This is a genomic window from Ignatzschineria sp. 22MB058224 (assembly GCF_058188435.1).
Genome location: NZ_CP187366.1, coordinates 1,857,189 through 1,883,558 on the forward strand (window position 1 = coordinate 1,857,189; position 26,370 = coordinate 1,883,558).

27 protein-coding genes and 3 tRNA genes are annotated in these 26,370 nt (G+C 36.8%); 23 read left to right on the forward strand and 7 right to left on the reverse strand.

Translation table 11 applies throughout. The features are described from left to right. Positions 1–87: 87 nt before the first annotated feature. From ACPF7B_RS08100 to pyrF, 3 genes are read right to left on the reverse strand one after another with little or no spacing between them, the layout of a single operon-like run. Complete coding sequence (locus ACPF7B_RS08100) at positions 88–438, reverse strand: DUF1622 domain-containing protein (protein ID WP_490505305.1); 351 nt, start codon at positions 436–438, stop codon at positions 88–90. Positions 439–444: 6 nt separating this feature from the next. Next, positions 445–1,071, reverse strand: a complete 627-nt coding sequence (gene pyrE / locus ACPF7B_RS08105) for an orotate phosphoribosyltransferase (RefSeq protein WP_490505306.1) — start codon at positions 1,069–1,071, stop codon at positions 445–447. Beyond that, positions 1,068–1,778 (reverse strand): orotidine-5'-phosphate decarboxylase, encoded by a 711-nt coding sequence (gene pyrF / locus ACPF7B_RS08110; protein ID WP_490505307.1) that lies wholly within the window; start codon positions 1,776–1,778, stop codon positions 1,068–1,070. Before pyrF ends, pyrE begins: the two co-directional genes overlap by 4 nt. Positions 1,779–2,658: 880 nt before the next feature. Between pyrF and ACPF7B_RS08115 the strand changes: the two genes are divergently transcribed. Both ACPF7B_RS08115 and fnr read left to right on the forward strand, forming a co-directional pair. Then, complete coding sequence (locus ACPF7B_RS08115; RefSeq protein WP_490505308.1) at positions 2,659–4,365, forward strand: chorismate-binding protein; 1,707 nt, start codon at positions 2,659–2,661, stop codon at positions 4,363–4,365. A 357-nt stretch (positions 4,366–4,722) separates the two neighbouring features. Continuing rightward, entirely contained in the window at positions 4,723–5,436 is a 714-nt protein-coding gene (gene fnr, locus ACPF7B_RS08120) for a fumarate/nitrate reduction transcriptional regulator Fnr (RefSeq protein ID WP_490505309.1), read from the forward strand. A gap of 104 nt (positions 5,437–5,540) precedes the next feature. Here fnr and ACPF7B_RS08125 read toward each other — a convergent pair whose 3' ends face one another. Then, a complete protein-coding gene (locus ACPF7B_RS08125; RefSeq protein ID WP_490505310.1) occupies positions 5,541–6,758 on the reverse strand; it encodes an aromatic amino acid transport family protein in 1,218 nt (405 codons plus the stop codon). 333 nt (positions 6,759–7,091) lie between these two features. Here ACPF7B_RS08125 and ACPF7B_RS08130 point away from each other — a divergent pair. From ACPF7B_RS08130 to ACPF7B_RS08145, 4 genes are all read left to right on the forward strand, one after another. After that, positions 7,092–7,166 (forward strand) — tRNA-Lys (locus ACPF7B_RS08130). A gap of 101 nt (positions 7,167–7,267) precedes the next feature. Beyond that, positions 7,268–7,342: transfer RNA gene (locus ACPF7B_RS08135), tRNA-Lys, on the forward strand. Positions 7,343–7,447: 105 nt separating this feature from the next. Then, positions 7,448–9,313: a GNAT family N-acetyltransferase gene (locus tag ACPF7B_RS08140; RefSeq protein ID WP_490505311.1), complete on the forward strand. Its 1,866-nt coding sequence runs from the start codon at positions 7,448–7,450 to the stop codon at positions 9,311–9,313. Between the two features lie 65 nt (positions 9,314–9,378). Beyond that, positions 9,379–9,454, forward strand: a tRNA-Thr gene (locus ACPF7B_RS08145). Positions 9,455–9,579: 125 nt separating this feature from the next. Here ACPF7B_RS08145 and ACPF7B_RS08150 read toward each other — a convergent pair. Further along, positions 9,580–9,834: an FAD assembly factor SdhE gene (locus tag ACPF7B_RS08150; RefSeq protein WP_490505312.1), complete on the reverse strand. Its 255-nt coding sequence runs from the start codon at positions 9,832–9,834 to the stop codon at positions 9,580–9,582. Between the two features lie 349 nt (positions 9,835–10,183). On the opposite strand from ACPF7B_RS08150, the gene prmA reads away from it, so the two are divergent. The 11 genes from prmA to secB all read left to right on the forward strand — a co-directional run bounded on the left by prmA (position 10,184) and on the right by secB (position 16,899). Then, positions 10,184–11,074: a 50S ribosomal protein L11 methyltransferase gene (gene prmA, locus ACPF7B_RS08155; protein WP_490505313.1), complete on the forward strand. Its 891-nt coding sequence runs from the start codon at positions 10,184–10,186 to the stop codon at positions 11,072–11,074. Between the two features lie 3 nt (positions 11,075–11,077). Continuing rightward, positions 11,078–12,025, forward strand: a complete 948-nt coding sequence (gene dusB / locus ACPF7B_RS08160) for a tRNA dihydrouridine synthase DusB (protein ID WP_490505314.1) — start codon at positions 11,078–11,080, stop codon at positions 12,023–12,025. Between the two features lie 82 nt (positions 12,026–12,107). Further along, positions 12,108–12,380, forward strand: coding sequence for a helix-turn-helix domain-containing protein (locus ACPF7B_RS08165; protein WP_490505315.1), 273 nt, complete (start codon positions 12,108–12,110; stop codon positions 12,378–12,380). A gap of 51 nt (positions 12,381–12,431) precedes the next feature. Continuing rightward, positions 12,432–12,998 carry an elongation factor P-like protein EfpL gene (gene efpL, locus ACPF7B_RS08170; RefSeq protein WP_490505316.1) on the forward strand — a complete coding sequence of 189 codons (567 nt, stop codon included), beginning with the start codon at positions 12,432–12,434 and terminating at the stop codon, positions 12,996–12,998. A gap of 187 nt (positions 12,999–13,185) precedes the next feature. Beyond that, positions 13,186–13,764: a peptidylprolyl isomerase gene (locus tag ACPF7B_RS08175; protein WP_490505317.1), complete on the forward strand. Its 579-nt coding sequence runs from the start codon at positions 13,186–13,188 to the stop codon at positions 13,762–13,764. Between the two features lie 48 nt (positions 13,765–13,812). Next, positions 13,813–14,277, forward strand: a complete 465-nt coding sequence (locus ACPF7B_RS08180) for a copper resistance protein NlpE (RefSeq protein ID WP_490505318.1) — start codon at positions 13,813–13,815, stop codon at positions 14,275–14,277. A gap of 75 nt (positions 14,278–14,352) precedes the next feature. After that, on the forward strand, positions 14,353–14,856 hold the full coding sequence (locus tag ACPF7B_RS08185) for a peptidylprolyl isomerase (protein WP_490505319.1): 504 nt from the start codon (positions 14,353–14,355) through the stop codon (positions 14,854–14,856). Positions 14,857–14,862: 6 nt separating this feature from the next. Then, positions 14,863–15,600 (forward strand): UDP-2,3-diacylglucosamine diphosphatase, encoded by a 738-nt coding sequence (locus ACPF7B_RS08190; protein WP_490505320.1) that lies wholly within the window; start codon positions 14,863–14,865, stop codon positions 15,598–15,600. Positions 15,601–15,709: 109 nt separating this feature from the next. Beyond that, complete coding sequence (locus ACPF7B_RS08195; protein WP_490505321.1) at positions 15,710–16,138, forward strand: rhodanese-like domain-containing protein; 429 nt, start codon at positions 15,710–15,712, stop codon at positions 16,136–16,138. A gap of 11 nt (positions 16,139–16,149) precedes the next feature. Then, entirely contained in the window at positions 16,150–16,413 is a 264-nt protein-coding gene (grxC, locus tag ACPF7B_RS08200) for a glutaredoxin 3 (RefSeq protein ID WP_490505322.1), read from the forward strand. A 33-nt stretch (positions 16,414–16,446) separates the two neighbouring features. Then, entirely contained in the window at positions 16,447–16,899 is a 453-nt protein-coding gene (secB, locus tag ACPF7B_RS08205; protein WP_490505323.1) for a protein-export chaperone SecB, read from the forward strand. A gap of 154 nt (positions 16,900–17,053) precedes the next feature. Here the strand turns inward: secB and ACPF7B_RS08210 are convergent, their stop codons facing one another. Continuing rightward, positions 17,054–17,824: a hypothetical protein gene (locus ACPF7B_RS08210; RefSeq protein ID WP_490505324.1), complete on the reverse strand. Its 771-nt coding sequence runs from the start codon at positions 17,822–17,824 to the stop codon at positions 17,054–17,056. 284 nt (positions 17,825–18,108) lie between these two features. Between ACPF7B_RS08210 and nadR the strand changes: the two genes are divergently transcribed. Both nadR and pnuC read left to right on the forward strand, forming a co-directional pair. Continuing rightward, the gene (nadR, locus tag ACPF7B_RS08215; protein ID WP_490505325.1) at positions 18,109–19,341 is read left to right on the forward strand and encodes a multifunctional transcriptional regulator/nicotinamide-nucleotide adenylyltransferase/ribosylnicotinamide kinase NadR; all 1,233 of its coding nucleotides are present in this window, start codon (positions 18,109–18,111) and stop codon (positions 19,339–19,341) included. A gap of 9 nt (positions 19,342–19,350) precedes the next feature. Further along, positions 19,351–20,070 (forward strand): nicotinamide riboside transporter PnuC, encoded by a 720-nt coding sequence (pnuC, locus tag ACPF7B_RS08220; protein WP_490505326.1) that lies wholly within the window; start codon positions 19,351–19,353, stop codon positions 20,068–20,070. A 103-nt stretch (positions 20,071–20,173) separates the two neighbouring features. On the opposite strand, the gene ACPF7B_RS08225 is transcribed toward pnuC, so the two are convergent. Further along, positions 20,174–20,929, reverse strand: coding sequence for a rhomboid family intramembrane serine protease (locus tag ACPF7B_RS08225; protein ID WP_490505327.1), 756 nt, complete (start codon positions 20,927–20,929; stop codon positions 20,174–20,176). Positions 20,930–21,140: 211 nt separating this feature from the next. Between ACPF7B_RS08225 and ACPF7B_RS08230 the strand changes: the two genes are divergently transcribed. The 4 genes from ACPF7B_RS08230 to ACPF7B_RS08245 all read left to right on the forward strand — a co-directional run bounded on the left by ACPF7B_RS08230 (position 21,141) and on the right by ACPF7B_RS08245 (position 26,327). After that, on the forward strand, positions 21,141–22,259 hold the full coding sequence (locus ACPF7B_RS08230) for an ankyrin repeat domain-containing protein (RefSeq protein ID WP_490505328.1): 1,119 nt from the start codon (positions 21,141–21,143) through the stop codon (positions 22,257–22,259). A gap of 223 nt (positions 22,260–22,482) precedes the next feature. Then, the gene (clpB, locus tag ACPF7B_RS08235) at positions 22,483–25,095 is read left to right on the forward strand and encodes an ATP-dependent chaperone ClpB (protein WP_490505329.1); all 2,613 of its coding nucleotides are present in this window, start codon (positions 22,483–22,485) and stop codon (positions 25,093–25,095) included. 282 nt (positions 25,096–25,377) lie between these two features. Beyond that, the gene (locus ACPF7B_RS08240) at positions 25,378–25,848 is read left to right on the forward strand and encodes an OsmC family protein (protein ID WP_490505330.1); all 471 of its coding nucleotides are present in this window, start codon (positions 25,378–25,380) and stop codon (positions 25,846–25,848) included. 257 nt (positions 25,849–26,105) lie between these two features. Next, positions 26,106–26,327 carry an EexN family lipoprotein gene (locus ACPF7B_RS08245; RefSeq protein ID WP_490505331.1) on the forward strand — a complete coding sequence of 74 codons (222 nt, stop codon included), beginning with the start codon at positions 26,106–26,108 and terminating at the stop codon, positions 26,325–26,327. Positions 26,328–26,370: the final 43 nt, after the last annotated feature.

Below are 26,370 nucleotides of genomic sequence, written 5' to 3' on the forward strand. Positions count from 1 at the left end.
GAAATTAATCTCGAAAAATCGATTTTTTTTGGTCGATAAAAAAAGATTTCAATCACTATTGAAATCCTTTTAATACAATCTAATTTTTTACTTCTCGTCTTTTCCAGCTTCAATCTCTTTACCTAAGAAGTAAGAAATTGCTGTACGAATCACAACGATTCCGCCGAGAATTAACATATCATCAATTGATGGATTCATAATCGTTTCGATAATATCTGATGCGATCAAAATCTCTAAACTAAGAAGAATATAAGAACCAAGATAGATTTTTATGCCATTATTCTTATGTGCAATTGCAAACCGATCCTCTTTCGAAAACTCATTCTTAATAAAGCCTAAAGCTGCTTTAATAACGCCGATAAGGAGAACAAGAATTGAGAAAGCGTTAAGAATATCGACTAGAATCTCAACGCTCCATTCAATATAGTGAACAATCATTATTGTTTATTTACCCCAACGGCTTGGATCTTTATTCCATTCAGTAAGAGTAATGCGTTCTTCTTCATTAATGATATTTTTCTTAAGCGCCGTTTCAAGAAGTGCAGGGTAATTGCTTAATGTTGCATAGTGTAATCCTTCTTTAGCGAAGTTTTCTGCTGCAATTGGTAGATCATAGGAGAAAATTGCCGCAACGCCAATGACATTAGCTCCTGCTTCACGAAGTGCAGCCGCACAAGTTAATGAACTTCCGCCAGTAGAGATTAAATCCTCAACAATAACTACTTTTTGTCCTTCTTTAATAATCCCTTCAATCATATTGCCACGACCGTGCTTTTTAGGTGAACTGCGGACATAGACCATTGGTTTTTCAAGAACAGCACTGACCCATGATGCATGTGGAATACCCGCTGTTGCAGTACCCGCGATTACTTCAACTTCTGGAAAATTTTCTTGAATTAATTTGATAAGGTTTTTCGAGATAAATTTGCGAACTTCTGGATAACTGACGATCAACCGATTATCACAATAAATAGGTGATTTTAATCCTGAAGCCCATGTAAAAGGCTCTTTAGGAGAGAGTGAAACGGCATCAATCGAGAGAAGTGCTTCTGCTACATCATTTTTAATCATATTGTTCTTTCCCATTCTTCTTTAACAGTGTAATAAGCCTTAAGAGGATCTTTTGCTTGTGTAATTGAACGCCCTACGACGATATAACTCGAACCATTTTTCTTTGCTTCAAATGGTGTCATGATCCGGCGTTGATCATCTGCATCATCCGATGCTAAACGAATTCCCGGTGTGACGCAGAGAAAACTTTCCCGTGTATTTTCTTTGACCATTTTCGCTTCAAGTGCCGAACATACAACACCATCAAGGCCTGAATTATTCGTCATTTTGCTGTAATGGATAACAGACTCAAGAAGAGTAGTTTGAATATTTTGTTCAGCTTGCATCTCTTTTTCACTCATACTCGTTAACTGTGTGACAGCAATTAGACGAGGACGTTTTGAGTTGCCGCTACCGATCTCTAATCCTTCAAGCGCTTCTTCCATCATACGTCTACCGCCAGCAGCATGGACATTCACCATATCAACACCCATTTTCGCAAGACCGATCATCGCACTTTTCACAGTATTGGGGATATCATAGAGTTTGAGATCTAAAAATACCTCGTAGCCGCGAGCTTTAAGTGTTTCTACGAGCATTGGTCCTTCATTGTAGAAAAGCTCCATTCCGATTTTAATATAGAGTTCTTCTTGTTTTGGCATCATTTCCAAAAATGCCTTTGTCTCAAGGTAGTTTGGGAAGTCGAGAGCGATAATTGGTTTTGTCATTGTCTATTCTTTATTTATTTTTTCCAAAAAAAAACCGACTATTGTCGGCTATTGAATACGATAATGAGTTGAACGAATTGCTGTTGTTAATTGGCTCATATTCTTCCCCTTATCGTGACTATTTTCTCTTTTCAAAATTGGCAATATTCTATCACTAGATTTATTGATTGGAAAGAAAGAGGGGCGAAAATTAAAAATAAGTAGACTTATAGCGAAGGGTAAGTTGTGGATAGATATATGGATAACTATGTTGATAACTTCATGGATAAATTTTTGATAAAAAAATTTCAAAAAAGATAGACAAATCAGATAAAATTATTAATAATAAGAATCATTCTCAAAAGTAATTAGCATTCATTTGTGTTAATGTTTAATTAGATGAATGGTTTTAACATTAGTAAATAGTTTAATGAGTGTTGAAGAATCAGCAAAAGCAATTCAACCAGCACTTCAATAGTTTTTATAAGCGATCTTACTAATTGTTAGTATTACTTTAGAACAGTGTAGTAACGCTTTTTTATTGGAAATAAAAATTTCTGCTCTTGGCCCTGATTATTCGAAATTAAATTTGTTGACTTCCTCCAAAAAACATGCAAATTATATCCTAAGAATTTCAAAATAATCAGGGTTCTTTTTTTATGATGATTGAAGTAGTCACTATAAAAAAAGAATCTGTAACAAGAATAAGTTGTATTAATTTTTAAAGGATTTTTAAATGTTATCTTCTTTTTTTAAAATGAATCGTCGTTGGTGGTCACGCGCATCTATTTGCGGGTAACCATTCGATTTTTTTAAAAAAGAATGTAAAACCAAAACCCGCAATATGCGGGTTTTTTTATGATCTAAATATTGTGGATACTTGTCTAAAAGAGAGGAAAAAATGACAATCGCACCATTTTCTAGATCAGAATTATTCACCATCCGTCAAACGATTAATGCTCAATATGAGCCGGCAGCGCTCTATCAGACGATTATTACTCAGAATAAACAAACGCATAGTATGCTTTTTGAGTCTGCAAGTACTGATGATCAACGGGCATTAAAAAGTATGCTGATTACTAAAGTTGCGCTACGGATTACTGCTTTAAAAACCGTGGTCAAAGTGGAAGCTCTCTCTCCGGTGGGATATCAACTTTTAACTATTTTACAGAATGCTTTTCCAAATATTCATCATCCTGTAAATTCTACAATTATCGATTTTCAGTTTTCAAATGATAAAGCGAAATATCCTCGAGGTGTTTTATCAATATTAGATCCTTTATTAGCCCTTCAAAATTCAGAGTTATCGCCATTTATTAGTGGGCTTTTTGGTTATGATCTTGTGGGGGAAATCTATCAAATTCCAATACCAGAAAAGGGGAGAGAGCGGGATTTATGCCTTTATTTTGCAGAAAGTCTAATCTCGTACGATCATCAAACGAAAACTTCTTATTTTGAACAGATTTTTCATCATACATCTGCAGATTCTCGTTTAGAAGCATATCGAAAATTTTCTCAGCAATTACAATTAGTTAAAGATAATATCGCTAATAAAAATAAGTTTTATAATTCTACTTTCCCCACACAATCCCAAGAGTTATCCACAGGATCAACCAAAGATGTAATAATTAAAGATTCATTAGAAATATCCTCAGATAATACACAACTTCATTCACAGAGTTATGAAACTACTTATCCTCAAGGTTATCCACAACTTCAAGGGGTAGATGCCATAATGTCGGTCAAAAATGGCGTTTCTATTCCTGATAGTGCGCCTTTTAAAGCATCTGTGAAGGATTTTATTAGTCAGATTAAAGCAGGGAAACTTCTTCAAATTGTTCCTTCACGGGCATTTTCTTTAATATGTAAAAATCCTTTCGATAGTTATTTAGCCCTGAAATCAGCTTATCCAAGTCCATATCTTTTTTATCTACATGATCCTGAATTTATTCTTTTTGGTGCATCTCCAGAATCAGCCGTTAAATTTCATCCTGTAACACGTGAAATTGAGATCTATCCGATTGCAGGAACAAAGCGTCGCGGGATGATTGACGGAGAGATTGATGAAGCATTAGATGAAGCGATGGAAGAAGTTTTAAAAAATGATCCTAAAGAAGTTGCGGAACATTTAATGCTAGTAGATTTAGCAAAAGAAGATCTTTCCCCTATCTCTGATGAAAACTCTGTTGAAGTGCGTGAATTATTAAAAGTTGATCGTTATCGTTATGTGATGCATCTTGTTTCTCGTGTTGTAGGGCGATTGAAACAAAATTTGACTCCGATAGATGCATATCTTGCTGTAATGAACATGGGGACATTAACGGGAGCTCCTAAAATCTATGCGATGAAAGAGATTTACCGATATGAAACAATAGCTCGAGGAAGTTTCGGTGGTGCTATTGGCTATATTCAGGCAACACCTGAAGGGGAATATTTTGATAGTGCTATTGTTATTCGCTCTGCGTATGTACAAGACGGTATTGCAAAAATCCAAGCGGGTGCTGGGATTGTTGAACAATCAAATCCTGAAAGCGAAGCTGCAGAAACTGAGAATAAAGCGAGTAATATTATTGCTGCAATTTTAAAAACAAATACGTATCCTATTTAAGAATATTTCTAAATGTAAAATAAAAAAGATATTATAAACATATTAATGAAAAGATATCATTTATAAAAATTAGTAATAAAAATAGATAATTGAAGCATAATCTCTTAATTGTTGAGAATGTTGAAAAGGCAACGATATATGAAATTAGAACGCGAAAAACGATTAATTCGATGTTAGTATATGCAGATTGATCGCACAAGACGCTCTAATATTAAATATTATTGATTTGATATTTAAGAGTAGATCTTAAAATTAATCTAATGTGCTGGAAACTTATTTTTTCGTTGCTTATGATAAAATTTTGGCATGAAATATTAAAAATAATTATTAAGTAGAGCACATTTTTGAGGTAAGAGCATGCATAAGAAAATCAAAGTCGCATGTGGGAATTGCAGTTTACAACAACTCTGTCTCCCTGTCGGTTTAGAAAATAATGAGTTTGTAAAACTTGAAAAAATTGTTCAACGTGGTAAGCCACTATCTCGGGGGAAGCATATCTATTATCCTGGTGATACTTTTAATTCCCTTTATGCAGTTCGTTCAGGTGCTGTAAAAACTTATAAAGTGGCAAATGATGGCACAGAGTATGTCACAAGTTTCTATCTTCCAGGGGAGATTCTTGGATTAGATGCTTTAAGTTCTGGATCGCATTCTTGTGGTGCAAAAACGCTTGAAACAACAAGTCTATGCGAAATACCATATAGCCAATTAGATACAATAGCGCTTTCAATTCCTAATATTTCACGACAACTGTTAAAGATTATGAGCCATGAGATTAAATGTGATGAGCAGATGTTAACTATGATTGGTTCACAGCCTGCAAAAGCTAGGTTGATTGCCCTATTTTTGAGTTTATCAACACGTTTAAAGCGTCGAGGTTATTCTGCGACAGAATTTTCATTAAGTATGTCGCGTGCAGATATTGGTAGCTATTTAGGTTTAGCCGTGGAGACGGTTAGTCGACTTTTGAAAAAACTGCAAGATCAGGAACTGATTGTTGTTAATCATCGCCAAATTAAGTTACTTGATATTGATCGTCTACGAGAAATGGTCAATCTTGAAATTCAGTAATAATAAAAATCAGTGAAATGGCAAAGACAAAAAGGGTTCTATATAGAACCCTTTTTAGTATCTTTTATAATTTGCTCAATTAAATTGTTACTTCTCTAGCTTCATTAACCCACAACGCTTGGAAGTTTGAGTAATTCAGGGAATGATCCGACTACAATAATAACAACGGCACATAAGAGAGCAAGGATAAGCGAAATATTGCCTCCCCGCACGTGACGCCCTTTTGGATTTAATTTCCGAGATTTATAGGCTAAGACAACTGGTAAAATAATGCCGATAAACGCAAAAATAACCCCTGCAAAACTAAATGCACTTAAGAAAATATTTGGATAGGTGAATCCGACAATAATTGGTGGAATAAAGGTAATAGCACCGATCATAAGATTATTTTTACTCATATTAAAGTGCGATAGAAGATCTTTTACCGCATTCGATAATCCTAAAGCGACACCAATATAAGAAGTTGTTAAGGCAAATACAGAGAAAATACGGACCATTTCACTGATAGTTTTACTGCCCGTTGTGACTTCAAAGGCATTAATTAATCCATTTAGGCTTGGATCTTTATTTAAAATATCGATGAGTTCAGATTGTTTTAAAACCCCATGAGTTGCCATCTGCCAAATGATATAGATAATAAAAATACCGGAAGACCCTAAAAAGCACGCAATACGTAATTTTCGATTATCCCCTTGCAGATATTCATTAATAGTTGGTGTACAAATGTGGAAACCAAAAGTCATGAAGAAGATAGGAAGTGCTGAGAATAGAAGAAGATTATTCGTCGGCTTATATTGTAAATTGATGACTGAGAATTTATTAAAAAGAAGATAGAGTAAGATTACAAAACTAATTACTTTTAAGGAGAAAAAGAGACGATTTGTAATATCTGAAATACCGATACCAATTGTTACAATTGCTCCAAAGATAATTGCAAATGTTAAAGAGGCAATTTTTCGTGCTTTAACGGGATCAAGATCGAATGATTTTGGTAAAACACTAAAGAGCAGATCCCCACTTCCAGTGACGTAAGCAGTCAATACGGCATACATAAAAAAGAGTAGGATAAAATTGACGATCAGTTTACCGGTGAGTCCAAAGTATTGTTGCGTAATACCGGCAATACCTGCGTCGCATGGGCTATATTGATGTACTTCAGCATAGAGCATCGCCGTAAAGGTCAATAATATCCAGAGGAAAAAGAGCAATCCAAAAGTCATGCCAAATCCCATTTGTGCAGATGTTAATGGCATTGCTAACATTCCTGCCCCGATAGCGGTTCCCGCTATAATTAGCGTACTTCCTAAAACCCGATTTTTCACCTGTTAAATCCTTTGATGTTGTTATTTGTTTCGTAAAATTGTTGCCGATAGACCTATTTCAATGGCCTATTTAATACGATAATAGTGTAGAAAAATTTTGTTGTCGAAGAAGTTTTTTAAACATCATAAAAATTTTTTAGCTGAAAGATTCATTTCATATCTGCAATAGCATAGTATTGCTCTTTTAAAAAAAATGTCGTGATAACAGCTTATTAGAAATAAAAATCTGTTATCGATATTGAGAATAATTTGTATTTGTTTTAGACAAAGACAATTTTTTCTAAAATTGCGGTTGACGGTTTTTGAAATTTCACTATAATACTAATCTTTCTTGGGCCATTAGCTCAGTGGTAGAGCAGCTGGCTTTTAACCAGTTGGTCGAAAGTTCGAATCTTTCATGGCCCACCAAGTTTAAAAACCTCCTAAGTGGAGGTTTTATTTTATGCCAAAATCAAATCAAATAAATTTGACGGATGGCGAAAATTCTTTATAATGCTTAATTCTAATTTGGGCCATTAGCTCAGTGGTAGAGCAGCTGGCTTTTAACCAGTTGGTCGAAAGTTCGAATCTTTCATGGCCCACCAAATTTAAAAACCTCCCAAGCGGAGGTTTTTTTATATCTTTAATTTCTCAAGCGCGTATTATTCGAAAAGCATTAGCCTTTTTGTACTATTGTCGAGTGAATAATAATGTTAAAAACGTTTTTAAATATTCCTAAATCAGCACAAGATCGATCGATTCTGACAATCGAAATTACCTCTTTGACTGAGGAGCAACAAGTGATCACGGAGTTTAAAACATTCTATCCCAAAGCCCCTCTATTTTCTGATGATGAGAGATTATGTTTATCAGAAGATATTCGTCCCCTGCGTGCAACGCGAGAGTTTATGGGGGCAACAATAGATGCGATTTTGTTTGATAGTCGTAGAGGATTTGCACTCGATTATTTTTTAACGATAGCAGCAGCAATTCGAGAAGGGGGCGTTATGGTAATTTTATTAGCGCCAAAAATTGGGTTAGAAGAGAGTCATCGCTTTCATCATGAAAGGATTGAGACGCCTAACTTTAATCATTTTTTATTGCAGCAGCTATTTTATTGGGGGTATTACTGGCGAAATGGGAAGATTATTTCTCCGAAAGCAATAAATAGAATATTTCCAAACGCAATTATGAAAAAAAAACCGGTATCCTGTGAAAAATTGAATGAGCAGCAGCTAATAATGATCGATTTTCAAATGTCTCCCGAAGGTATCTACACACTTTTTGCACCACGAGGAACAGGAAAATCATGGTTAGCGGCAAATTTAGTACAGAAGGCTCCTCAAAAGTATATTATTACTGCGCCGAATCAACAGGCAATTACTCAGTATTTGGCTATTGAAGGATTACAATTTCGTGCACCGGATGCGCTGTTTTTATCGCTATCAGAAAATGAACAGCAACCAGAAACATTAGTTATTGAAGAGGCAGCAAAGATGCCGTTAAGCCATCTTGAAAGGCTTTGTCGGCGATTTAGAAAAGTTCTGATGATCTCCTCTATCGATAATTATGAAGGCACAGGTCAAGGTTTACGGGAGAAGATCGGGGATTTGGTTTCGATATCTAAAGCATATCAATTAACTCAAAATTACCGCTTTTTAGCGGATGACTCACTACAAAATTTGACTCAATCGTTGATGTTAAAGCCATTAAAGCCAATAAAAGATAAAAATACGCTCCTTTTGAATCATCAGAGTGATTACTTAGACCAACTAGCATTTACCTATTATGATCATCATAATATTCACTTATTGAGAACAGATAACGTGCTATTAGGCAATCTCTACCACCTTTTAAATAACACCCATTATCAAACTTCTATTCAAGATTTGCGGCGATTAATGGATGCACCTGAGCAACGCTTTGTGTTAGCACATATAAAAGATGAGTTAATAGGCGCTATTTGGGCAATTGAAGAAGGCTCTCTCCCTCAATCATTGATTACGGATGTCTTTAATGGTCTTCGTCGGCCGAAAGGAAATTTGGTTGCGCAGATGTTGACGAGCCAAAGTTACTTTCCCGAAGCGATGGCGAACGCTTCTTTAAGGATTTCGCGTATTTCGGTGAATTCAAAGTATCGACGGCAAGGAATTGGTGCGGCGATGATGAATTATTTAGAGCAGCAAGTTGCTAAGGAAATCGACTTTATATCGGTGAGTTTTGGGTTAACAGAGGGACTTCTCATGTTCTGGCAATATTTACATTATCAGTTAATACACTTAGGTTTTCACCTTGATAAGACCACAGGTCTTCATGCTGCTGTGGTATTAAAAGCATTTTCGGCAAAAAGTCAGCAGTGGATCGCTGAGGCAGTGAAAAAATTTCGTGCAGATGTCGCGTTGAATCTTTCCTCGAGGCCTTATCGTCCTGCAATAGAAAAAATTTTACAGGATTACGCCTGTTCGGGTGATTTTGATTATCGGGATCAGCAAGTAATTGATGCTTATAATGATTATAAACGCGGAAAATATACCGTCGAGAATGCTTTAAAACGGCAAAAAAAAATTAATGGATAATTAATGAACACCTGTTGACAGGTTATTTTAATCTCTCTATAATCCTAATTCTGAAATGTAGTTCAGCCGGCGTAGCTCAGTTGGTAGAGCAACTGACTTGTAATCAGTAGGTCCCGCGTTCGATTCGTGGTGCCGGCACCATACAAAGAAACCCACTTCATTATGAAGTGGGTTTTTCTTATCTTTAAACATTCAATGGAATAAAATTTTTGCTTAAACAAGCAAACTAATAAGTGCTTGTTTAATGGTTGCTTATTTTAATAAATCTATCTATTTAAACGATCAGGATTCATTTTTAAAACTAATGCTTCTATTTCAGGAGAAGGGTATTCTGTTCGATGCATTAGAAGTGAATAGAGTTCAGGATCTTGCATATCAAGTAGTGATAGATAGAGATCCTTCTCAGAGTCAGGTGCATTTTTAAAATGACTATTTAAGTATCGATCACAAAGCGCATCTAATTCACGCATACCTCGACGTGAGCGCCATTTTATTTTTCGTAAATCATATTTGTCACTCATAGAATTTATCCTTTGACGGGTAATCACCCTTATTGTGTTTATCTTTAAGAACGATCAATTAGATTGAATACCTAGTGTACTATGTTTTTTCTTGAAAAGGAGCTGTGCGGTAATCACTCTGTAATAAGTCGTGATTCATTAGCAAAGATTGTAAAATAATAATGTATGGGAAAAACAGGTTCTTAATTAAAAGTCGTAAAAAAAATGAGCAATTCTTATGCTTTATTTGATATGATTTATCCCTTGTTTAAATAACGAGGGCATGGAAACAGGTTACTTTTGCTTGATAAAGTTTCATTTCTTAGCTAGTATTTGCCCCCTCAACTAAAATGGTGACAGATGGTGAACTATGAATAGATGGTTTGAATTAACGCTCAAAGCGGATGCGCGTTTTACGGCAGAGATGTTGGATGAAGCATTAGTGGAGTCTGGGGCGGTTGCTGTCACTATGAAGGATGGTGAAGATGAGCCTATTTTCGAGCCATTACCTGGCGAGACGCCCCTTTGGCGCGAGACATTGGTGACGGGGCTTTATGAAGTTCCCTGCGATGTTGAAGCGATTATGGGATTTTTAACAAGCTATCTTGATGAGCCTCATCTGCCTGTTGTATCAACCTATGAACTTGAAGATAAAGATTGGGTTAGTGCGTGGCAGGATCATTATAAGCCGATTAAATTTGGTGAAAACTTATGGATCTGTCCAACACATTTACCTTCTCCTGAGCCGGAAATTGCCACTGTGCGTTTAGATCCAGGTTTAGCATTTGGTACAGGAACTCATCCGACTACGGCGCTTTGTCTTGAGTGGCTTTCAGAACATTATGCTCAATTCTTTGATCAAACAATTGTTGATTACGGTTGTGGATCAGGAATTTTAGGTGTTGCTGGAATGTTATTAGGGGCGAAAGAGTGCTTTAGTACTGATATTGATCCCCAGGCAATTTATGCGACTGAGCAAAATGCGGCACGTAATAATGTGTCGATCAATGTTTCTTTACCGGAAAACTTCAAACCAACTTGCAAAGCACGTGTTGTGCTTTCGAATATTCTTTCAGGCCCATTAGTCGAATTAGCACCTATCCTCTCAAATCTTGTAGAACCCGGTGGTCATCTTGTCTTAGCTGGGTTACTAGATCATGATTCGGAATTTGTAAAAGCTGCTTATCGAGAACAGTTTGATTTTCAAGCAGATAAGAGTTTGGATGGTTGGACACGGCTTTACGGGATAAAAAAACAGTAAGTAATGAAAATCGGAGAATATCAACTATCATCGCCCTACGTGCTTGCACCGATGGCGGGGGTAACAGACCTTCCTTTCCGTAAGATTTGTCGGGATATGGGCGCTGGCCTCGCTGTTTGTGAGATGATTAATGCCAATTCAGATCTTTGGGAAACCGAAAAATCACAACTTCGTTTAACCTACGAAGGTGAGGTTGCGCCAGTTAGCGCTCAAATTGTAGGATATGATCCACAAATGATGGCAGAAGCGGCGCAGTTTAGTGTCGCATCGGGTGCGGAAATAGTTGATATTAATATGGGTTGTCCTGCTAAAAAGGTTTGTAAGAAGGCCGCAGGTTCTGCATTATTGCAAGATCTTCCATTAGTTATTGATATTTTGGAAACGGTTGTTAATGCAGTAGATGTGCCTGTGACGCTTAAAATTCGAACGGGTTGGAATCGTGAGAATAAAAATGCGGTAACCGTAGCAAAATATGCCCAGGCTATTGGTATTAAAGCGCTTGCGATTCACGGGCGTACTCGTGAAGATCGATTTTTAGGTGAGGCAGAATATGAGACGATCGCCGCAGTCAAAGAAGCAGTATCTATTCCTGTTTTAGCAAATGGAGATATTGATACGATTGAAAAAGCAGAAAAAGTCTTAAAACAGACTCGGGCAGATGCAATTATGATTGGTCGTGGTGCACTTGGGAATCCTTGGTTATTTCGCTCTTTAGTGGAAAAAAAAGAGTATATCCCAACAGCAGAAGAGCGTATTAGCGTGATTTTACAACATGTAGTTGCACTGCATGATTTTTATGGAATTGAAAAAGGTGTTCGGGTCGCCCGTAAACATCTTTTATGGTATTTGGGAGAGCAGACGATTGATCCTCAATGGCGTAGTGCTATGTTAAGGGAGAAGATTCCTGAAAAACAGATTGAGTGGATTAAACGAATTTTCGCACCTAAATAGAATATTCAATAAGGCAATAGCTTTAAATTAATACATTATTTATCGCTTTATATATTAATAATTAGAACTAGGAGTACAACATATGATTTCTCGTGAGCGTCTTAAAGATCACATCCCACTGCGTGAGTCGGTGAAGGAAGCATTAGATGAAATTTCCAATATGCTCGATGGTAAATACCCACCAAATCTTTATCGCTTAGTGATTAATGAAGTGGAGCGCCCGCTTTTTGAGAAAGTTTTAGAATATACTGATGGTAATCAATCAAAAGCCTCTGAAATTTTAGGAATTACTCGTTCAACATTAAAGAAACGTTTAGATTACTTTGATATTGATCCGCGTGAGCATAAGTCATAATATTGGTTAATGATTAACCTCTAATCGTATTGGGATATTTAGGAGAACAAGATGAAAAAAGCAAATGAAGTGAAACGTGGTGATGTAATTCATTACAATAATCTCTATTACTTAGTTCGAGAAGTAGAGAAATCAGCACCGACTGCGCGTGGTGGAAATACCACTTTTAGAATTCAGATGTTCTCCATTCCCGATAGTCATAAAATTGATCTTTCACTTCGGGCAGATGATGAGCTTGAAGATGTTCAATTAAGTAAGCGCGAAGCAACATTCTCCTATAAAGATGGTGATAACTTCGTGTTTATGGATAGCGAAGATTATAGCCAATATTATTTGAGTGAGAAAATTGTCGGTGATGATGCAGGGTTTATTATTGAAGGTATTGAAGGTTACTATGTATCTTTGATTGATGATGCTCCTGTTGCGCTTGGATTACCACAGACGGTTGTTTTAGAGGTTGTGGACACAGCACCTGAATTAAAAGGTGCAAGCGCGACAAAACGGAATAAACCGGCGACACTCTCAACAGGAATTGTAGTGTCTGTGCCAGAATATATTGTTAATGGTACAAAAATTATTGTGAATACGGATACTCGTGAATATACAAGCCGTGCATAGATAAAATCAATGATATATTCATTAGAATACGAAAGGTGGAATGATCCACCTTTTTTATTTTCTATGAAACATTGAAATTACTTTTGTAAAGCACCATATTTTATCTATCGGCATTATTTAGATGATGTAATAGATTAAAATTGCACTAGATAATGATAAGCCCTACAAATTATTTTTAGGAGATAAGATGAAAAAATTGATGTTAGCAAGTGTTTTAACAGCAGGAATGTTTTCAGGATTAAGTTTAGCTCAAGAAGTACCTCTTTATGTAGAGATGGATACAACGGAAGGAAATATCGTTTTAGAGCTGAATGAAGAGAAAGCGCCGATCACTGTCGATAACTTTAAAAACTATGTTGATGATGGTTTTTTCGATGGTCTTATTTTCCACAGAGTAATTGATGGATTTATGATTCAAGGGGGTGGATTTGATGTGGATATGCAGCAGAAGAAAACAAATCCACCGATTAAAATTGAATCAGATAATGGTTTGAAAAATGAGCGTGGAACGATTGCCATGGCACGTACTATGGATCCAAACTCTGCAACAAGTCAGTTTTTTATCAATACACAAAACAACACCTTTTTAGATTACCCTGGGCAAGATGGCTATGGCTATACTGTTTTTGGTAAAGTGATTGAAGGGATGGATGTTGTTGATAAAATTGAGAAAGCTAAAACGGGTGCGAAATCAGGACATCAAGATGTGCCAGTTAAGCCAATCGTTATTGAACGCGTAAAATTTATTGAAAAACCCACTAAATAGATTTCACTAATTTATTAAGTATATTTATGCTTTTGAAGGACATTTAAAATGAAAAAATTATGGATTGTGTTAGGCACAGCACTACTTCTTACCGCATGTAATGATAAAGAAGTAACTCCAGCTGTTATTGATGAGAGTACAACAGTACAATTTGATAAAGAGCATTCAGCACAAAATGTTCTTGATTATGCTGGTGTTTATAAAGGTCAATATCCATGTGCAGATTGTAGTGGTATCGATATTGAGCTTACACTCGATTACAATGGTAATTATGATTTAAAACAGACCTATATCGATGTTAAAGGTAAAAATGAAACCTTTAATGAAGCAGGACGTTTCACGTGGAACAAAGCGGGACAAGTTATCACATTAGAAGGAACTTCTGGTGGTCCGGATGGTGAAGATCGTTATTTTGTAGGTGAAAATATTCTTTTCCCTGCGGATAAAGATGGCAAACCTATAGAGAATGATGGCCCATTTGATTATACCCTTCATAAAGTTTTACCTGAATAACAAACGACAGTATTAACAACGTGGGAGGAAATTGATTCCTCCTACATTATTTTAGAGAAAGAAGGATTTAGAATTATGCTTAAGTTTCACACAACAATGGGTGATGTAACGATTAAATTGAATCATGAAAAGGCGCCAATTACAGCGGCAAACTTTTTACAGTATGCAAAAGATGGATATTACAATGGTACACTTTTTCACCGTATTATTCCGGGATTCATGGTTCAGGGTGGTGGTTTAGAAGCAGGGATGGTTGATAAAGGTGAAGGACATCGTGAACCAATCCAAAATGAGGCTGATAATGGTTTGAAAAATGTCCGTGGTTCCGTGGCAATGGCGAGAACAATGGATCCGCATTCTGCAACATCACAATTTTTCGTCAATCTTGTGGATAATAGTTTCTTGGATCATAAATCACAAACCCCTCAAGGATGGGGATATGCTGTGTTTGGTGAGGTAACCGAAGGTATGGATGTGATTGATAAGATGGCTCAAGTTCAAACAACTTCACGCCGTGGTCATGGTGATGTCCCAGTGGAAGATATTGTTATTGAAAGTGTCGAAGTGATTGGTGAGTAATCACTAATGGCAGAAAAAATGCCAATATCACTTTTTGTGAGTGATATTCATCTCAGCGAAAGCCGGAACGATCTCGTGACGGCTTTTACCACTTTTATCGATAAGATCGCATCAAAAGCGGATAATCTCTATATCTTAGGGGATCTTTTTGATTTTTGGGCAGGCGATGATATTCAAACGCCGTTAACACTTAAAATATCGTCATATCTCTATAAACTCCATCAACAAGGAGTAAATATCTACTTTGTGCCGGGGAATCGAGATTTTGCACTTGGAAAACGGTATGCTCAAGCTTCGGGAATGACGCTTGCCGGTGAAGAGGTCTTAATCGATGGACATATTTTATTAATTCACGGTGATGAGCTCTGCATTGATGATAAAACATATCAGCGTTATAAAAAATGGATTCGTCATCCATTAATTTTAACCATTTTAAAATATCTCCCTAAATCGTATCGCCTGCGATTAGCCAATAAAATTCGTGAAAAGAGTAAAAATGCTGGTAAAAAAAGAATTATTGATGTAACAGAAAGTTTTGTTGAAAAATTTTTCCAAGAAAAAAATATTAAAACCATTATTCATGGACATACCCATAGACCCAACCAACACAATTACCCACAAGGATATACTCGCTATGTGTTGAGTGATTGGGATCAGCAGGGTGATTATTTAAAACTTGAAAATGGGCTGATCAGTCGACATTCATTTTCCATTGAAGCGATGAATACGGGAAACGTTGAGTAATCACTGTTCTGTATCATTTTTTTTTAAAATAGCGTAAGATAACCGATGGTTGTGTGGTAGGAGATGCCACTTCGATAAGTCAGAAATAATAAGAAATAAGAGTAACGATATGAATTCAATTATGCCTTTTATCCAGCAAAACTGGATGTTTGTGGCAGCGTTTGTCGTTGTTGTCATCCTTTTGATTGCAAATGAGATTAACTCAGCGCGTGGTAAAAAATATCGCATTAGTATTACCGATGCGCTAAGAGCTTATAACGATGATGAAGCTGTTTTTATTGATTTACGATCTAAAAAAGATTTTAAGAAATTACATATTCCAAATGCGATAAATGTTCCGACAGCGGAGCTTGAGAAGAAGCTTGAAAATGTCGCGCAGTTTGGTGCAAAGCAGATTATTGTTTATAGCGATACGGATCCTAGAGCTAACGAAGCTTGTATTAAATTGCGAAAAATGCACCCAAGTGCACCGCTTCATGTTCTCGTTGGTGGTATTGTTGGTTGGCAAGAGGCCAATTTACCTCTTTCTAAAGACTAAAGGAGTAAGAGATGAAAAAAGTCGAAGTTTATTTTAAAACAACATGTGGTTATTGTCGCCGTGCGTTTGAAATTTTAGCACGCCATGGTGTTGAACCTGTGAAGATCGATGTTGATAGTGATCCTAAACTTTGGGAAGAGTGTCAAAGTCGTTCAGGAAGAAACACTGTTCCACAAATTTTTATCGGTGATTATCATGTTGGTGGTTGTGATGACCTTATGATGCTTGATAAAAAAGGCGAATTAGATGATTACCTCGAAGGTAAACGTCCGTAGTTTCCATATTATTTAGTTTTAAAAGGTCAAAAGATGAGTGAAGAAAACCAAGCAGTATTTAACATTTTACGTATCTATACTAAGAATGTCTCCTTAGAATCCCCGAATACACCAGAAGTATTCAAGGCTCAAACAGCACCTGAAATTAATGTGCAGTTGAGTAATGAAGAGCGAAAAGTGGAAGATGGGATTTATGAAGTTGCGTTAAAAGTTACAGTGACTGCAACGCTTGAAGAGAAACCAATGTTTATTGCTGAAGTTGAGCAAGCGGGTCTTTTCCAATTAGAAAACTTCCCAGAAGCACAATTAAACGCAATTCGTGGTGGTTATTGCCCAAATATTCTTTACCCCTATATTCGTCAAACGATTGATAATTTAGTATCGGGTGCGGGATTCCCTCCAGTGATTTTATCACCGATCAACTTTGAAGCGGTATATGCAGAGCGTCAAGCACAAGCAGAAGCAGCAAATGAAGCGGATGCATAATAATTGATGCCTTTACTACGAATAACTTCTAGAATATTTGTGGTCTGATGCGATTATTAAAAAGGTTACAGTTTTTGACTGTAACCTTTTTTGTGGAGATTTATCTGAACTAAGCGTGTTTTTTAATCTCTTTAGAATGTGGAGTAACCTTAGATTAAGGTTTATAGGTTTGGATACGATTGCGCCAACCTGCTAGCCAACGAGACTCATCTTTCCCTTTTGGTGCATTGGTAACTCTACGTGTAAGAACCATATCTGCAGCATTACGAAAGCTCGCTAATGTGGCAGTATCACGCTCTCTTTTGTTATTCCCCGCATGTGTTAGATCCATATTTTCTAGTACTTGCATTAATCCCCATCCTTCGCCCTTATAGCGCTCATTGGGATTTACTCCCTCTCCTTTGAAGTTCACGTAATCAATTAAGGCATAGAGCCCATTTTGGGCATTTGCAACTTCATAGAACTTCATTTCGATAAAGTCTGGAAACTCAGAGACAGCCTTCATTTTTTGTAGGGCATCTTGAAGGCGATAGAAGATAAATAGTGTTTGCTCTGGTTTTGTATTATTCAGAAAATGAATAAGTTCGCTCAGTTGGCCATTAGCTTTCGCTTGATTAAATTGCTCTCTTGTTTTCCACGGCGCAGTTTGGTTCTGCTTTAAAATGGTTGGTAGCGTTTTCCCTTGGGTTTGTAGGAATTGTACTAATGCTGGGAATGTTTCTTCATATTGAGCAGACTCTCCAGCTTTATACCAGATGAAGTGGCCTATCCCTAAAGATGGAAAGTTTTCGCCTTGATTCCAAGAAGCAAGATTTTCTAATTTACCGCCAGTTTCATTTTTATAAATTTGTTCCCCAACGCGAGTCAGCTCTGCTTGTGATAAGGCTATTTGTGGAGCGGCATCTGCCAAGAATGGTAAAGTCATAATACTCACCACTAATGAGATTATTAAACTTTTCGATATATTCCGATAGTAATATGACTTTGTACTTCTCAGTATGTTTTTTAACATTGTAGCCCCTTGAATTTGAATTTTCCTCATTGTCCTTTTTTTACTTTAAAAGTTCAAGAAGTCTGCAAATTTCATGTTTTCGTTATTCTATTTTGATAAATATATTAAACGATAAGGGTGTTTTTATCTTTAATTGTTTTACATACTAAACTTTATATGGAAGAATAGATAGAAATGTTTAGTTAAGGAAATATTTTATGAATGTAGAGCATATCCGAAAAGTGATGAAAGATCGTGGTTTAACATTACAAGTTGTTGCAGATAACTGTGATATGACTAAAGGTTATTTGAGTCAATTACTGAATCAAAAAATTCAAAACCCAAGTGCTGCAAAACTGAATGCGCTTTATGAGTTTCTTAATATCAATCCTACAAAAGATGTTCGCAGGAAAGTTGGGTTAATTTTTGGAGCTTTCTACCCACTTCATACAGGACATATCTATTTGATTCAACGAGCAATTAGTCAGTTGGATGAACTTCATATTATTTTACGTTATAACGCAGAGCGGGATTTGCAAACATTTAAAGATAGTGCAATGAGCCGGCAACCAACTTTGAAAGATCGTTTACGTTGGTTATTGCAGACATTTAAATATCAAGAAAATATCCATATTCACTATATTGATGAAGAGAATCTAACAAATAGCCAAAAAGATCAGGAAGAGTGGGCGAAGAAGGTGGATTTTTTCTTAAAGTCACATGATATTCAACCTACGATTATTTATAGTAGTGAAATTAGTGATGCAGAATTTTATAAAAAGCATCTCAACTTACCAACAAAAATTATCGATCCTGAACGTACATTTATGGACATTCATGGCGAAGATATTCGCCGAGCACCGCTGGCGCATTGGGAATATATTCCTACCGAAGTCCGACCTTTTTTTGTAAAAACAATTGCGATCCTTGGTGGTGAATCGAGTGGTAAAAGTACAATGGTTAATAAACTTGCCAATATGTTTAATACAACAAGTGCTTGGGAGTATGGTCGGGAATATGTCTTTGAAAAGCTCGGTGGTGATGAGCGTGCATTGCAATATTCCGATTATGATCAAATTGCACTTGGGCATGCAAAATACATCGACTTTGCAGTGAAGCATGCTAATAAAATCGCCTTTATCGATACCGATTTTCTGACCACGCAAGCTTTTTGTATAAAGTATGAAGGTAAACCTCATCCATTTGTGCAAGCAATGATTGATAGCTACCGCTTTGACCTTGTGATTTTACTTGATAATAATACGCCTTGGGTAGCTGATGGCTTACGTCATTTAGGATCCAATCAAGTTCGTAAAGAGTTCCAAAGCTTATTGAAAAAGTTACTCGATGATAATGGTATCGATTATGTCGAGATTAATTCAGACCAATATGATGAACGTTATCTTCAATGTATAACGCTTGTTGAAGATTTACTTAAAAATGCGCGTTAAGGAGTATATATGAATCAGTTTGTATTATCAGTTGGCCGTCACAGACTCTACCCTTATATCTGTTTTATATTAGTGATTGCGGCGTATCTCTATACCGATCCATTATCAAATTTTGATCTTCGTTATGGGATCTCTTTTTTTGGAGCAATTACGGGACTGATCTGCGTTATTTTGATGACACGTCGTAGTCAAATTGCGAACTATTTTGGGCTTCTTTCAACCTTCGGTGAGAGCATCGGTAATTTTCTCGGTGGCAATATTGGTGCTGGAATGCCGCATATTTACAATTTTAGTACCCATGTTTATGGGATTTTTAATTGGCGTAAAAACCATGATGATGAAGATAAAGTCATTACACGATCCTTAACAGTGAAGCAATATATTGTGGTGATTATCTCGATTATAGCGTTATTTGGATTAAATGTTTTAGTGACCCATCTTTTAGGGGTGGAAAATGTTATGTGGCAATTGGTACTCAATGGTCTTATTTTTGGGCTTGCGATTCCGGCGCAAACCTTATTGATGATGCGTTACTATTACAGTTGGTATCTTTGGATTGTGATGAATGTCTTTATGGTTATTCTAAACTTTTTGGGCCCTGAGCCTAATCCCGTGATTGGGGCACAATATTGTGTTTATCTTTTTAACTCATTGTATGGATTGTGTGAATGGCGAACCTTTGCAAATACGCAAAAAACGCGTTCTCTCAAAATGGTTAATGAGTGCTAATCTTCATATTAAAGATTGATATATAAAAGACACTAAAATAAAAAATCCCGCTTGAGCGTCGATTCAATCGCTAAGCGGGATTTTTGTAATTGATCATTGATGATTACAGTCGCAATCCTCGTTTTTTCCAATAGAGAATCAAGAGAAAGCCTGCTGCTGCACCACCTAAATGAGCAAAGTGTGCAATCGGATTCCAGGATAAATTGAGTAAGCCTAATACGACCTCAAGGACAATAATCCCTGGGATAAAGTATTTTGCCTTAATAGGGTAAGGAATAAAGAAGAGTACAAGCTGTGCATTAGGAAAGAAGAAGCCAAAGGCAATTAATACGCCGTAAATAGCTCCAGAAGCGCCCATCATTGGTCGTAAATATTCACCAATTAAGGCTGATAATTGTGGGACGCGGTTGATGATCTCACTGCCGGTAGCATTACCAAATTTATCCATCTGAATACTATCAATTACTTGCTGGAAGATAGGCTGCGGGAAGCCTAAATTGAGAACTTGATTTTTAAGGTCAGCGATCGAAAAGTAACTTTGGAAGTTAAAAAGTAGGAAGGATCCCATGCCGGCTGCGAAATAGAGGATTAAGAAACGCTTTGTACCGAGGATATTTTCAATTGCACCACCAAACATAAAGAGAGCGAGCATATTGAAAATCAGGTGGGCAACACCGGCATGCACAAAGAGATGAGTAAATGGTTGCCAAAATCGAAATGCTGGTGACTCAGGATAATAGCTCCCAAGAATATACTGTAAATCTGCGACTTCTAGCATTGATAAAATCAATGTTAGAAGAAAAACTGCCACATTGATAATAATGAGCGATCGTGTTGCGATAGGAAGCTCTTTAAGCATTGTTATGAATCCTGTAGAGAGAAAACTGCGGATTATTTTATCATAAGTTGCGCATTTCAAGCTGTAAGTTCGAGTTGATTGCAGACTTAAATCGGGTATTACTATTTTTCCGTGGTCGTTATTTGTTACACTGTTTATTTCGTAATTGGTCTAAAAGTAGATATCTTTTAGAATCATAGGTATGGCTTTTTGTCTTTAAGGGTTTATAAAAATGGTTGATACTACAAAATCAGAAATAGAGGCACTTCCTTGGATTCGTTATGATCAAAATCCTTATCGTATTCCACTACTCGATCTACGCCCGATTACATTTCAATTAGGAAGCGATTTAGATGATATCGCCCTTAAAAACCTTGATAGTTATAGTCTTGAAGATGGCGCATCTTTTTCTGGCTTATCACCAGATCCTTTGACAGACTCAGCAAGGATTATCGAGTGTGAGTTAAATTATAAAACTGATGGAAAACTCTATCCTGGTTCGCTGTTTGTACCCCAGGCACCGGAAGATCGTTGGGCAATATTTTTTGATGGCGAATACCTTTATTTTGTACGAAGCTGGTCGAAAAAATTAGTAGCCAAAGCAACGGTTTTTCAACACGATAATGTTTTGACTATCAATCAGATAGAAGGGAATTTACTCGATGACGTGATTGAGACTGACAACCAAACAATTGCTCTGGCAAACTTTTTAATGCTGAGCCATGTCTTAAATGAAACCGCGCCAGTTCCGCTCCTTAATGAGTTGGAATTTGATCCTAGCCGCGCAGCTGTATGGGCTTTTTCGCTCTTTGGGCACCGTGCCAAAGTGGGGGTTTTTGATGAAAATGCATTATTTCCTACAAATAGAATTATACGTTCGATAACTGCATATCATATTGCCATTGCGAATAATGATTTAGAAACCGTTCGATTGATTCTTGCACAGCAATTGGTTGATAAGAATTTACTTGCACAAGATGGCTTCACTCCAATTCATTGGGCACTTTATACTGATCATTTTGAGATGCTAGAATTATTGGTTGAGAAAGAAGTTGATATCAATGCTTTGTCTCTTTCAGGAACAACACCATTAATGGATGCGGTAGAACTTAAGACAGAAAAAGGGGTTGCAGCGCTTTTAGCGTTTGGTGCAGATCTCAATATTGTCGATTTTTCAGGTTATACAGCACTTCATCGAGCGGCTTTAATAGGTGATTTTACGATCGCTAAAACGTTATTGATGAATGGTGCTGATTCAGAAATACAAAGTCATCGAGGAGAGTTGCCACTTGATTTAGCCAAATTGAAAGGTCATCAATCGATCGTGAATCTTCTTACTACAAAAGCTTGATAATAAATTATTTTTTTAAAATAGTGAATTAACTAAAAATATAGTGGTTTACTAGCATGTTTTATGTATTTTTTTGTAAAAAAATCTTGAATTCAATAAAGTCATCCCCATTTTATAAGACATAAGGGAGATGATTTAATATCTAAGAAAGTTAGTAGAATAATAAAAGAGAGTTAAATCCTTTGATCCCAGCTACGATTCATACATTTAGGGAGATTTTGGGATGAACCAAGATAAATTTACACAAGCATTTTTAAATGCATTAAGTGGCGCACAAACCTTAGCGCTCACTAACGATAATCAATATATTGAACCAGAGCATATATTAAGCACAATGCTTAATCAGCGTGAAGGCTCGATATTACCGCTATTTCGCCAATGCCGGGCGAATATTGCCCTCATTAATCAAAAGGTCAATGAAGCGATAGAAAAATTTCCGAAAGTTGCCGGTAGCAATGATATTCACATTAGTCAGAACTTACAGCGCGTATTAGTTGCGTCTGAAAAAGAGATGCATAAACGTGGTGATGGTTATCTATCTTCAGAAGCCTTTATTTTAGGAATTTTAGATGAGAATAAAAATCTTGCACAAATTCTTAAAGATTCGGGTGTAACAAAAGAAGCACTGAATCGTGCGATTGATTCAATTCGTGGAGGTGAAAGCGTGCAAGATCCAAATGCAGAAGAGAAACGTGAAGCATTGAATAAATATACCGTTGATTTAACCGAGAGAGCGGAACTTGGTAAGCTTGATCCGGTGATCGGTCGTGATGATGAAATTCGACGTGCAATTCAGGTCTTATCGCGCCGTACCAAAAATAACCCGGTATTAATCGGGGAACCTGGTGTGGGTAAAACGGCGATTGTTGAGGGGCTCGCGCAGCGTATTGTCAATGGTGAAGTACCAGAAGGATTGAAAGGTAAACGCGTTTTATCCTTAGATCTTGGTGCATTAATTGCCGGTGCTAAGTTCCGTGGTGAATTTGAAGAGCGTCTCAAAGCAGTTTTAGGCGAGCTTGAGAAAGCAGAAGGTCAAGTGATTCTCTTTATCGATGAGATTCATATGATGGTGGGTGCCGGAAAAACAGATGGTGCGATGGATGCTGGTAACTTGCTTAAGCCTGCACTTTCTCGTGGAGAACTTCACTGTATTGGGGCAACAACGCTCGATGAATATCGCGAATATATTGAGAAAGATGCGGCTCTTGAACGTCGTTTCCAACAGGTATTAGTGGAAGAGCCAACGGTAGAAGATACGATTGCGATTTTGCGTGGATTAAAAGAGCGTTATGAGATCCATCACGGGGTGGAAATTACTGACCCAGCGATTGTTGCTGCGGCAACCTTATCGCACCGTTATATTACTGATCGACAATTGCCTGATAAAGCAATCGACCTGATTGATGAAGCGGGAAGCCAAATTCGGATGGAGATCGACTCAAAACCGGAAGCGATGGATAAACTTGATCGCCGTATTATTCAATTAAAAATTGAACGAGAAGCGATTAAAAAAGAGACCGATGATGCATCGAAAAAGCGTCTAGAGACATTGGAGGCTGAGCTCTCAAAACTTGAGAAAGAGTATGCTGATCTTGAAGAAGTATGGAAAATTGAAAAAAGCCTTATGCAGGGAGCAACCTCTTTGAAGGAAGATCTTGATCAGACGCGTATTGAGCTTGAAGCTGCGAAACGTAGTGGCGATTTAGCAAAGATGAGTGAACTCCAATATGGTAAAATTCCAGAGCTTGAACGTCAATTGAAAGAGTCTCAAGAAGCTGAAAACCATGAAGAGCGGGAGCATAAACTTGTCCGTACAAAAGTAACAGCGAATGAGATTGCGGATGTGGTTTCAAAGTGGACGGGAATTCCTGTTAATCGCATGATGGAGGGAGAGCGCGAAAAACTTCTTCGTATGGAAGAAGTGCTGGGTGAGAATGTGATTGGTCAAAAAGAAGCCATTAAAGCAGTCTCTGATGCGGTTCGTCGTTCTCGTGCGGGATTGTCAGATCCAAATCGTCCAATTGGTTCCTTCCTCTTCTTAGGTCCAACGGGTGTTGGTAAAACAGAATTGACGAAAACATTGGCAACATTCCTCTTTGATGATGAAAATGCAATGCTTCGTTTAGATATGTCTGAATTTATGGAGAAACATTCTGTTGCACGCCTTATTGGAGCGCCTCCAGGATATGTAGGGTATGAAGAGGGCGGTTACTTAACGGAAGCTGTTCGCCGCCGCCCCTATTCAGTGATTTTGCTCGATGAGGTAGAGAAAGCCCATCCTGATGTCTTTAATATCTTATTACAAGTATTAGATGATGGACGCTTAACCGATGGTCAAGGCCGTACAGTAGACTTCAAAAATACGGTCATTATTATGACTTCAAACTTAGGTTCACACTTGATTCAAGAACAGGCAGCTCGATTGAGTGATTTAAGTGAGAAGGATCAATATTTGGCTATGCGTGAATCAGTGATGGAGGTCGTTGGTCAACATTTCCGCCCAGAGTTTATCAATCGTATTGATGATATTGTTGTCTTCCATCCACTTGGTAAAGAGCACATTCGTCAAATTGCGAAATTACAGGTACAACGTGTTGTTAAGCGCCTTCTTGAGCATGATGTAATGCTCACTGTAACCGCGGAAGGGCTCGATAAGTTGGGTGAAATTGGCTACGATCCTGTGTTTGGCGCAAGACCTTTGAAACGGGCAATTCAAACACACCTTGAAAATCCATTAGCGAAAGCCTTCTTAAAAGGAGACTTTACAGCAGGAGACACCGTGATTATTGATGGTGAACTCAATATGGACATTATCAAGGGTGATGAAACAAAATAATAGATCGCTCATCTTCTACAAGTAGTGCTATAACTTCGCAAAGATCCTCAATATTTAACGATATTGAGGATTTTTTATAGATATTAGAGGTTGCGGATGGGATTTATCTTGTATTCAAGATAATAATCCCTTTTTTAAAATGATATTAATATTCAATATGTTATTGTATTTAATAAACATTTAAATTAAAATTTATAGATATAGATATTTTTTTATTTATGGCAATTATTATTAAAGTTATTCATAATAATGTTCCAAGATGTTACGGATTTAGGAGTATTTATGATAAAGCGTCGGAGTCAGGTTACACATCGTGCCAAATCAATCATTAAAGAAGGTTGTCAAGTTGAGGTAATGGCACGTCATCACAAATTATTAATTGATGAACCTGCTCCCCTAGGTCAAGATACTGGTATGATGCCTGTGGAACTTCTACTTGGGGCATTAGCAAGCTGTAAGAGTATTGTTTTTGAGATGACTGCAAAAAACTTAGAAATTCCTTATACCTATTTTGAGATAGAAGTTGAAGGAGATTTCGACTCTGCTGGTTTTATGGGAGATCCGACAGTTCCTATTGGTTTTAGTGCACTGAGAACATTCTATTATATTGATACGCTCGCACCAAAGGAAGATATTGAAACATTGATTACCTATGTGGAAAGCCACTGTCCTGTCGCTGCAACAATAGAAAATAAGCCATCGTCAGAAACGATCTTAAATTACAATGTAGCAAAAATTGCTAGGAATGAATGATTGTTGCTTTAATAGAAGTTACAAAACCTCAAATCTCATTTGATTTGAGGTTTTTTGTTTTAGTAGCTGAATAGAAAGTGGTAATTGAAATGGATTTACAATTATTTATTTACTATTAAAGAGATTATCGATATCGACTAGTAAATATTGATGATGAGAACAATGATATTGATATTAAAGAAGGTGAAAAACTTTATTTTAGTTGGCCGAATAAAGAATATATTTATAGGAAAACTAACTTGAAAAAGGACTAATTTATGAAAAAACTATATTTAGTAATGGCAGTATCTTTGTTTATCACTGCTTGCAGTGAAACAGATGAATATAAAGATCTAAGAAAATTAACAGTACAGGATTACTTAAATAATAAAGAATTAATGGGAGAAGTCCTGGACAAGTGCGGTAATGCTGAAATTAAAGATAAAGAAATTTGTGATGTTGCTAAAAAAGCAGTTCATCGAAATTTTGATTGGAAATAAATTATTTGGGAATCTCACGTTATATCATAGGGATAAGGATAGA

Bases quoted from the DNA above. Each gene is read 5' to 3' on its own strand.
- ACPF7B_RS08190 (WP_490505320.1), top strand. From the start codon at position 14,863: ATGGCAGAAAAAATGCCAATATCACTTTTTGTGAGTGATATTCATCTC.
- ACPF7B_RS08100 (WP_490505305.1), bottom strand. From the start codon at position 438: ATGATTGTTCACTATATTGAATGGAGCGTTGAGATTCTAGTCGATATT.
- nadR (WP_490505325.1), top strand. From the start codon at position 18,109: ATGAATGTAGAGCATATCCGAAAAGTGATGAAAGATCGTGGTTTAACA.
- ACPF7B_RS08175 (WP_490505317.1), top strand. From the start codon at position 13,186: ATGAAAAAATTGATGTTAGCAAGTGTTTTAACAGCAGGAATGTTTTCA.
- pnuC (WP_490505326.1), top strand. From the start codon at position 19,351: ATGAATCAGTTTGTATTATCAGTTGGCCGTCACAGACTCTACCCTTAT.
- ACPF7B_RS08245 (WP_490505331.1), top strand. From the start codon at position 26,106: ATGAAAAAACTATATTTAGTAATGGCAGTATCTTTGTTTATCACTGCT.
- ACPF7B_RS08210 (WP_490505324.1), bottom strand. From the start codon at position 17,824: ATGACTTTACCATTCTTGGCAGATGCCGCTCCACAAATAGCCTTATCA.
- ACPF7B_RS08180 (WP_490505318.1), top strand. From the start codon at position 13,813: ATGAAAAAATTATGGATTGTGTTAGGCACAGCACTACTTCTTACCGCA.
- ACPF7B_RS08150 (WP_490505312.1), bottom strand. From the start codon at position 9,834: ATGAGTGACAAATATGATTTACGAAAAATAAAATGGCGCTCACGTCGA.
- clpB (WP_490505329.1), top strand. From the start codon at position 22,483: ATGAACCAAGATAAATTTACACAAGCATTTTTAAATGCATTAAGTGGC.
- ACPF7B_RS08185 (WP_490505319.1), top strand. From the start codon at position 14,353: ATGCTTAAGTTTCACACAACAATGGGTGATGTAACGATTAAATTGAAT.
- ACPF7B_RS08140 (WP_490505311.1), top strand. From the start codon at position 7,448: ATGTTAAAAACGTTTTTAAATATTCCTAAATCAGCACAAGATCGATCG.
- secB (WP_490505323.1), top strand. From the start codon at position 16,447: ATGAGTGAAGAAAACCAAGCAGTATTTAACATTTTACGTATCTATACT.
- efpL (WP_490505316.1), top strand. From the start codon at position 12,432: ATGAAAAAAGCAAATGAAGTGAAACGTGGTGATGTAATTCATTACAAT.
- prmA (WP_490505313.1), top strand. From the start codon at position 10,184: ATGAATAGATGGTTTGAATTAACGCTCAAAGCGGATGCGCGTTTTACG.
- grxC (WP_490505322.1), top strand. From the start codon at position 16,150: ATGAAAAAAGTCGAAGTTTATTTTAAAACAACATGTGGTTATTGTCGC.
- pyrF (WP_490505307.1), bottom strand. From the start codon at position 1,778: ATGACAAAACCAATTATCGCTCTCGACTTCCCAAACTACCTTGAGACA.
- ACPF7B_RS08240 (WP_490505330.1), top strand. From the start codon at position 25,378: ATGATAAAGCGTCGGAGTCAGGTTACACATCGTGCCAAATCAATCATT.
- ACPF7B_RS08230 (WP_490505328.1), top strand. From the start codon at position 21,141: ATGGTTGATACTACAAAATCAGAAATAGAGGCACTTCCTTGGATTCGT.
- ACPF7B_RS08225 (WP_490505327.1), bottom strand. From the start codon at position 20,929: ATGCTTAAAGAGCTTCCTATCGCAACACGATCGCTCATTATTATCAAT.
- pyrE (WP_490505306.1), bottom strand. From the start codon at position 1,071: ATGATTAAAAATGATGTAGCAGAAGCACTTCTCTCGATTGATGCCGTT.
- ACPF7B_RS08165 (WP_490505315.1), top strand. From the start codon at position 12,108: ATGATTTCTCGTGAGCGTCTTAAAGATCACATCCCACTGCGTGAGTCG.
- ACPF7B_RS08195 (WP_490505321.1), top strand. From the start codon at position 15,710: ATGAATTCAATTATGCCTTTTATCCAGCAAAACTGGATGTTTGTGGCA.
- fnr (WP_490505309.1), top strand. From the start codon at position 4,723: ATGCATAAGAAAATCAAAGTCGCATGTGGGAATTGCAGTTTACAACAA.
- dusB (WP_490505314.1), top strand. From the start codon at position 11,078: ATGAAAATCGGAGAATATCAACTATCATCGCCCTACGTGCTTGCACCG.
- ACPF7B_RS08115 (WP_490505308.1), top strand. From the start codon at position 2,659: ATGACAATCGCACCATTTTCTAGATCAGAATTATTCACCATCCGTCAA.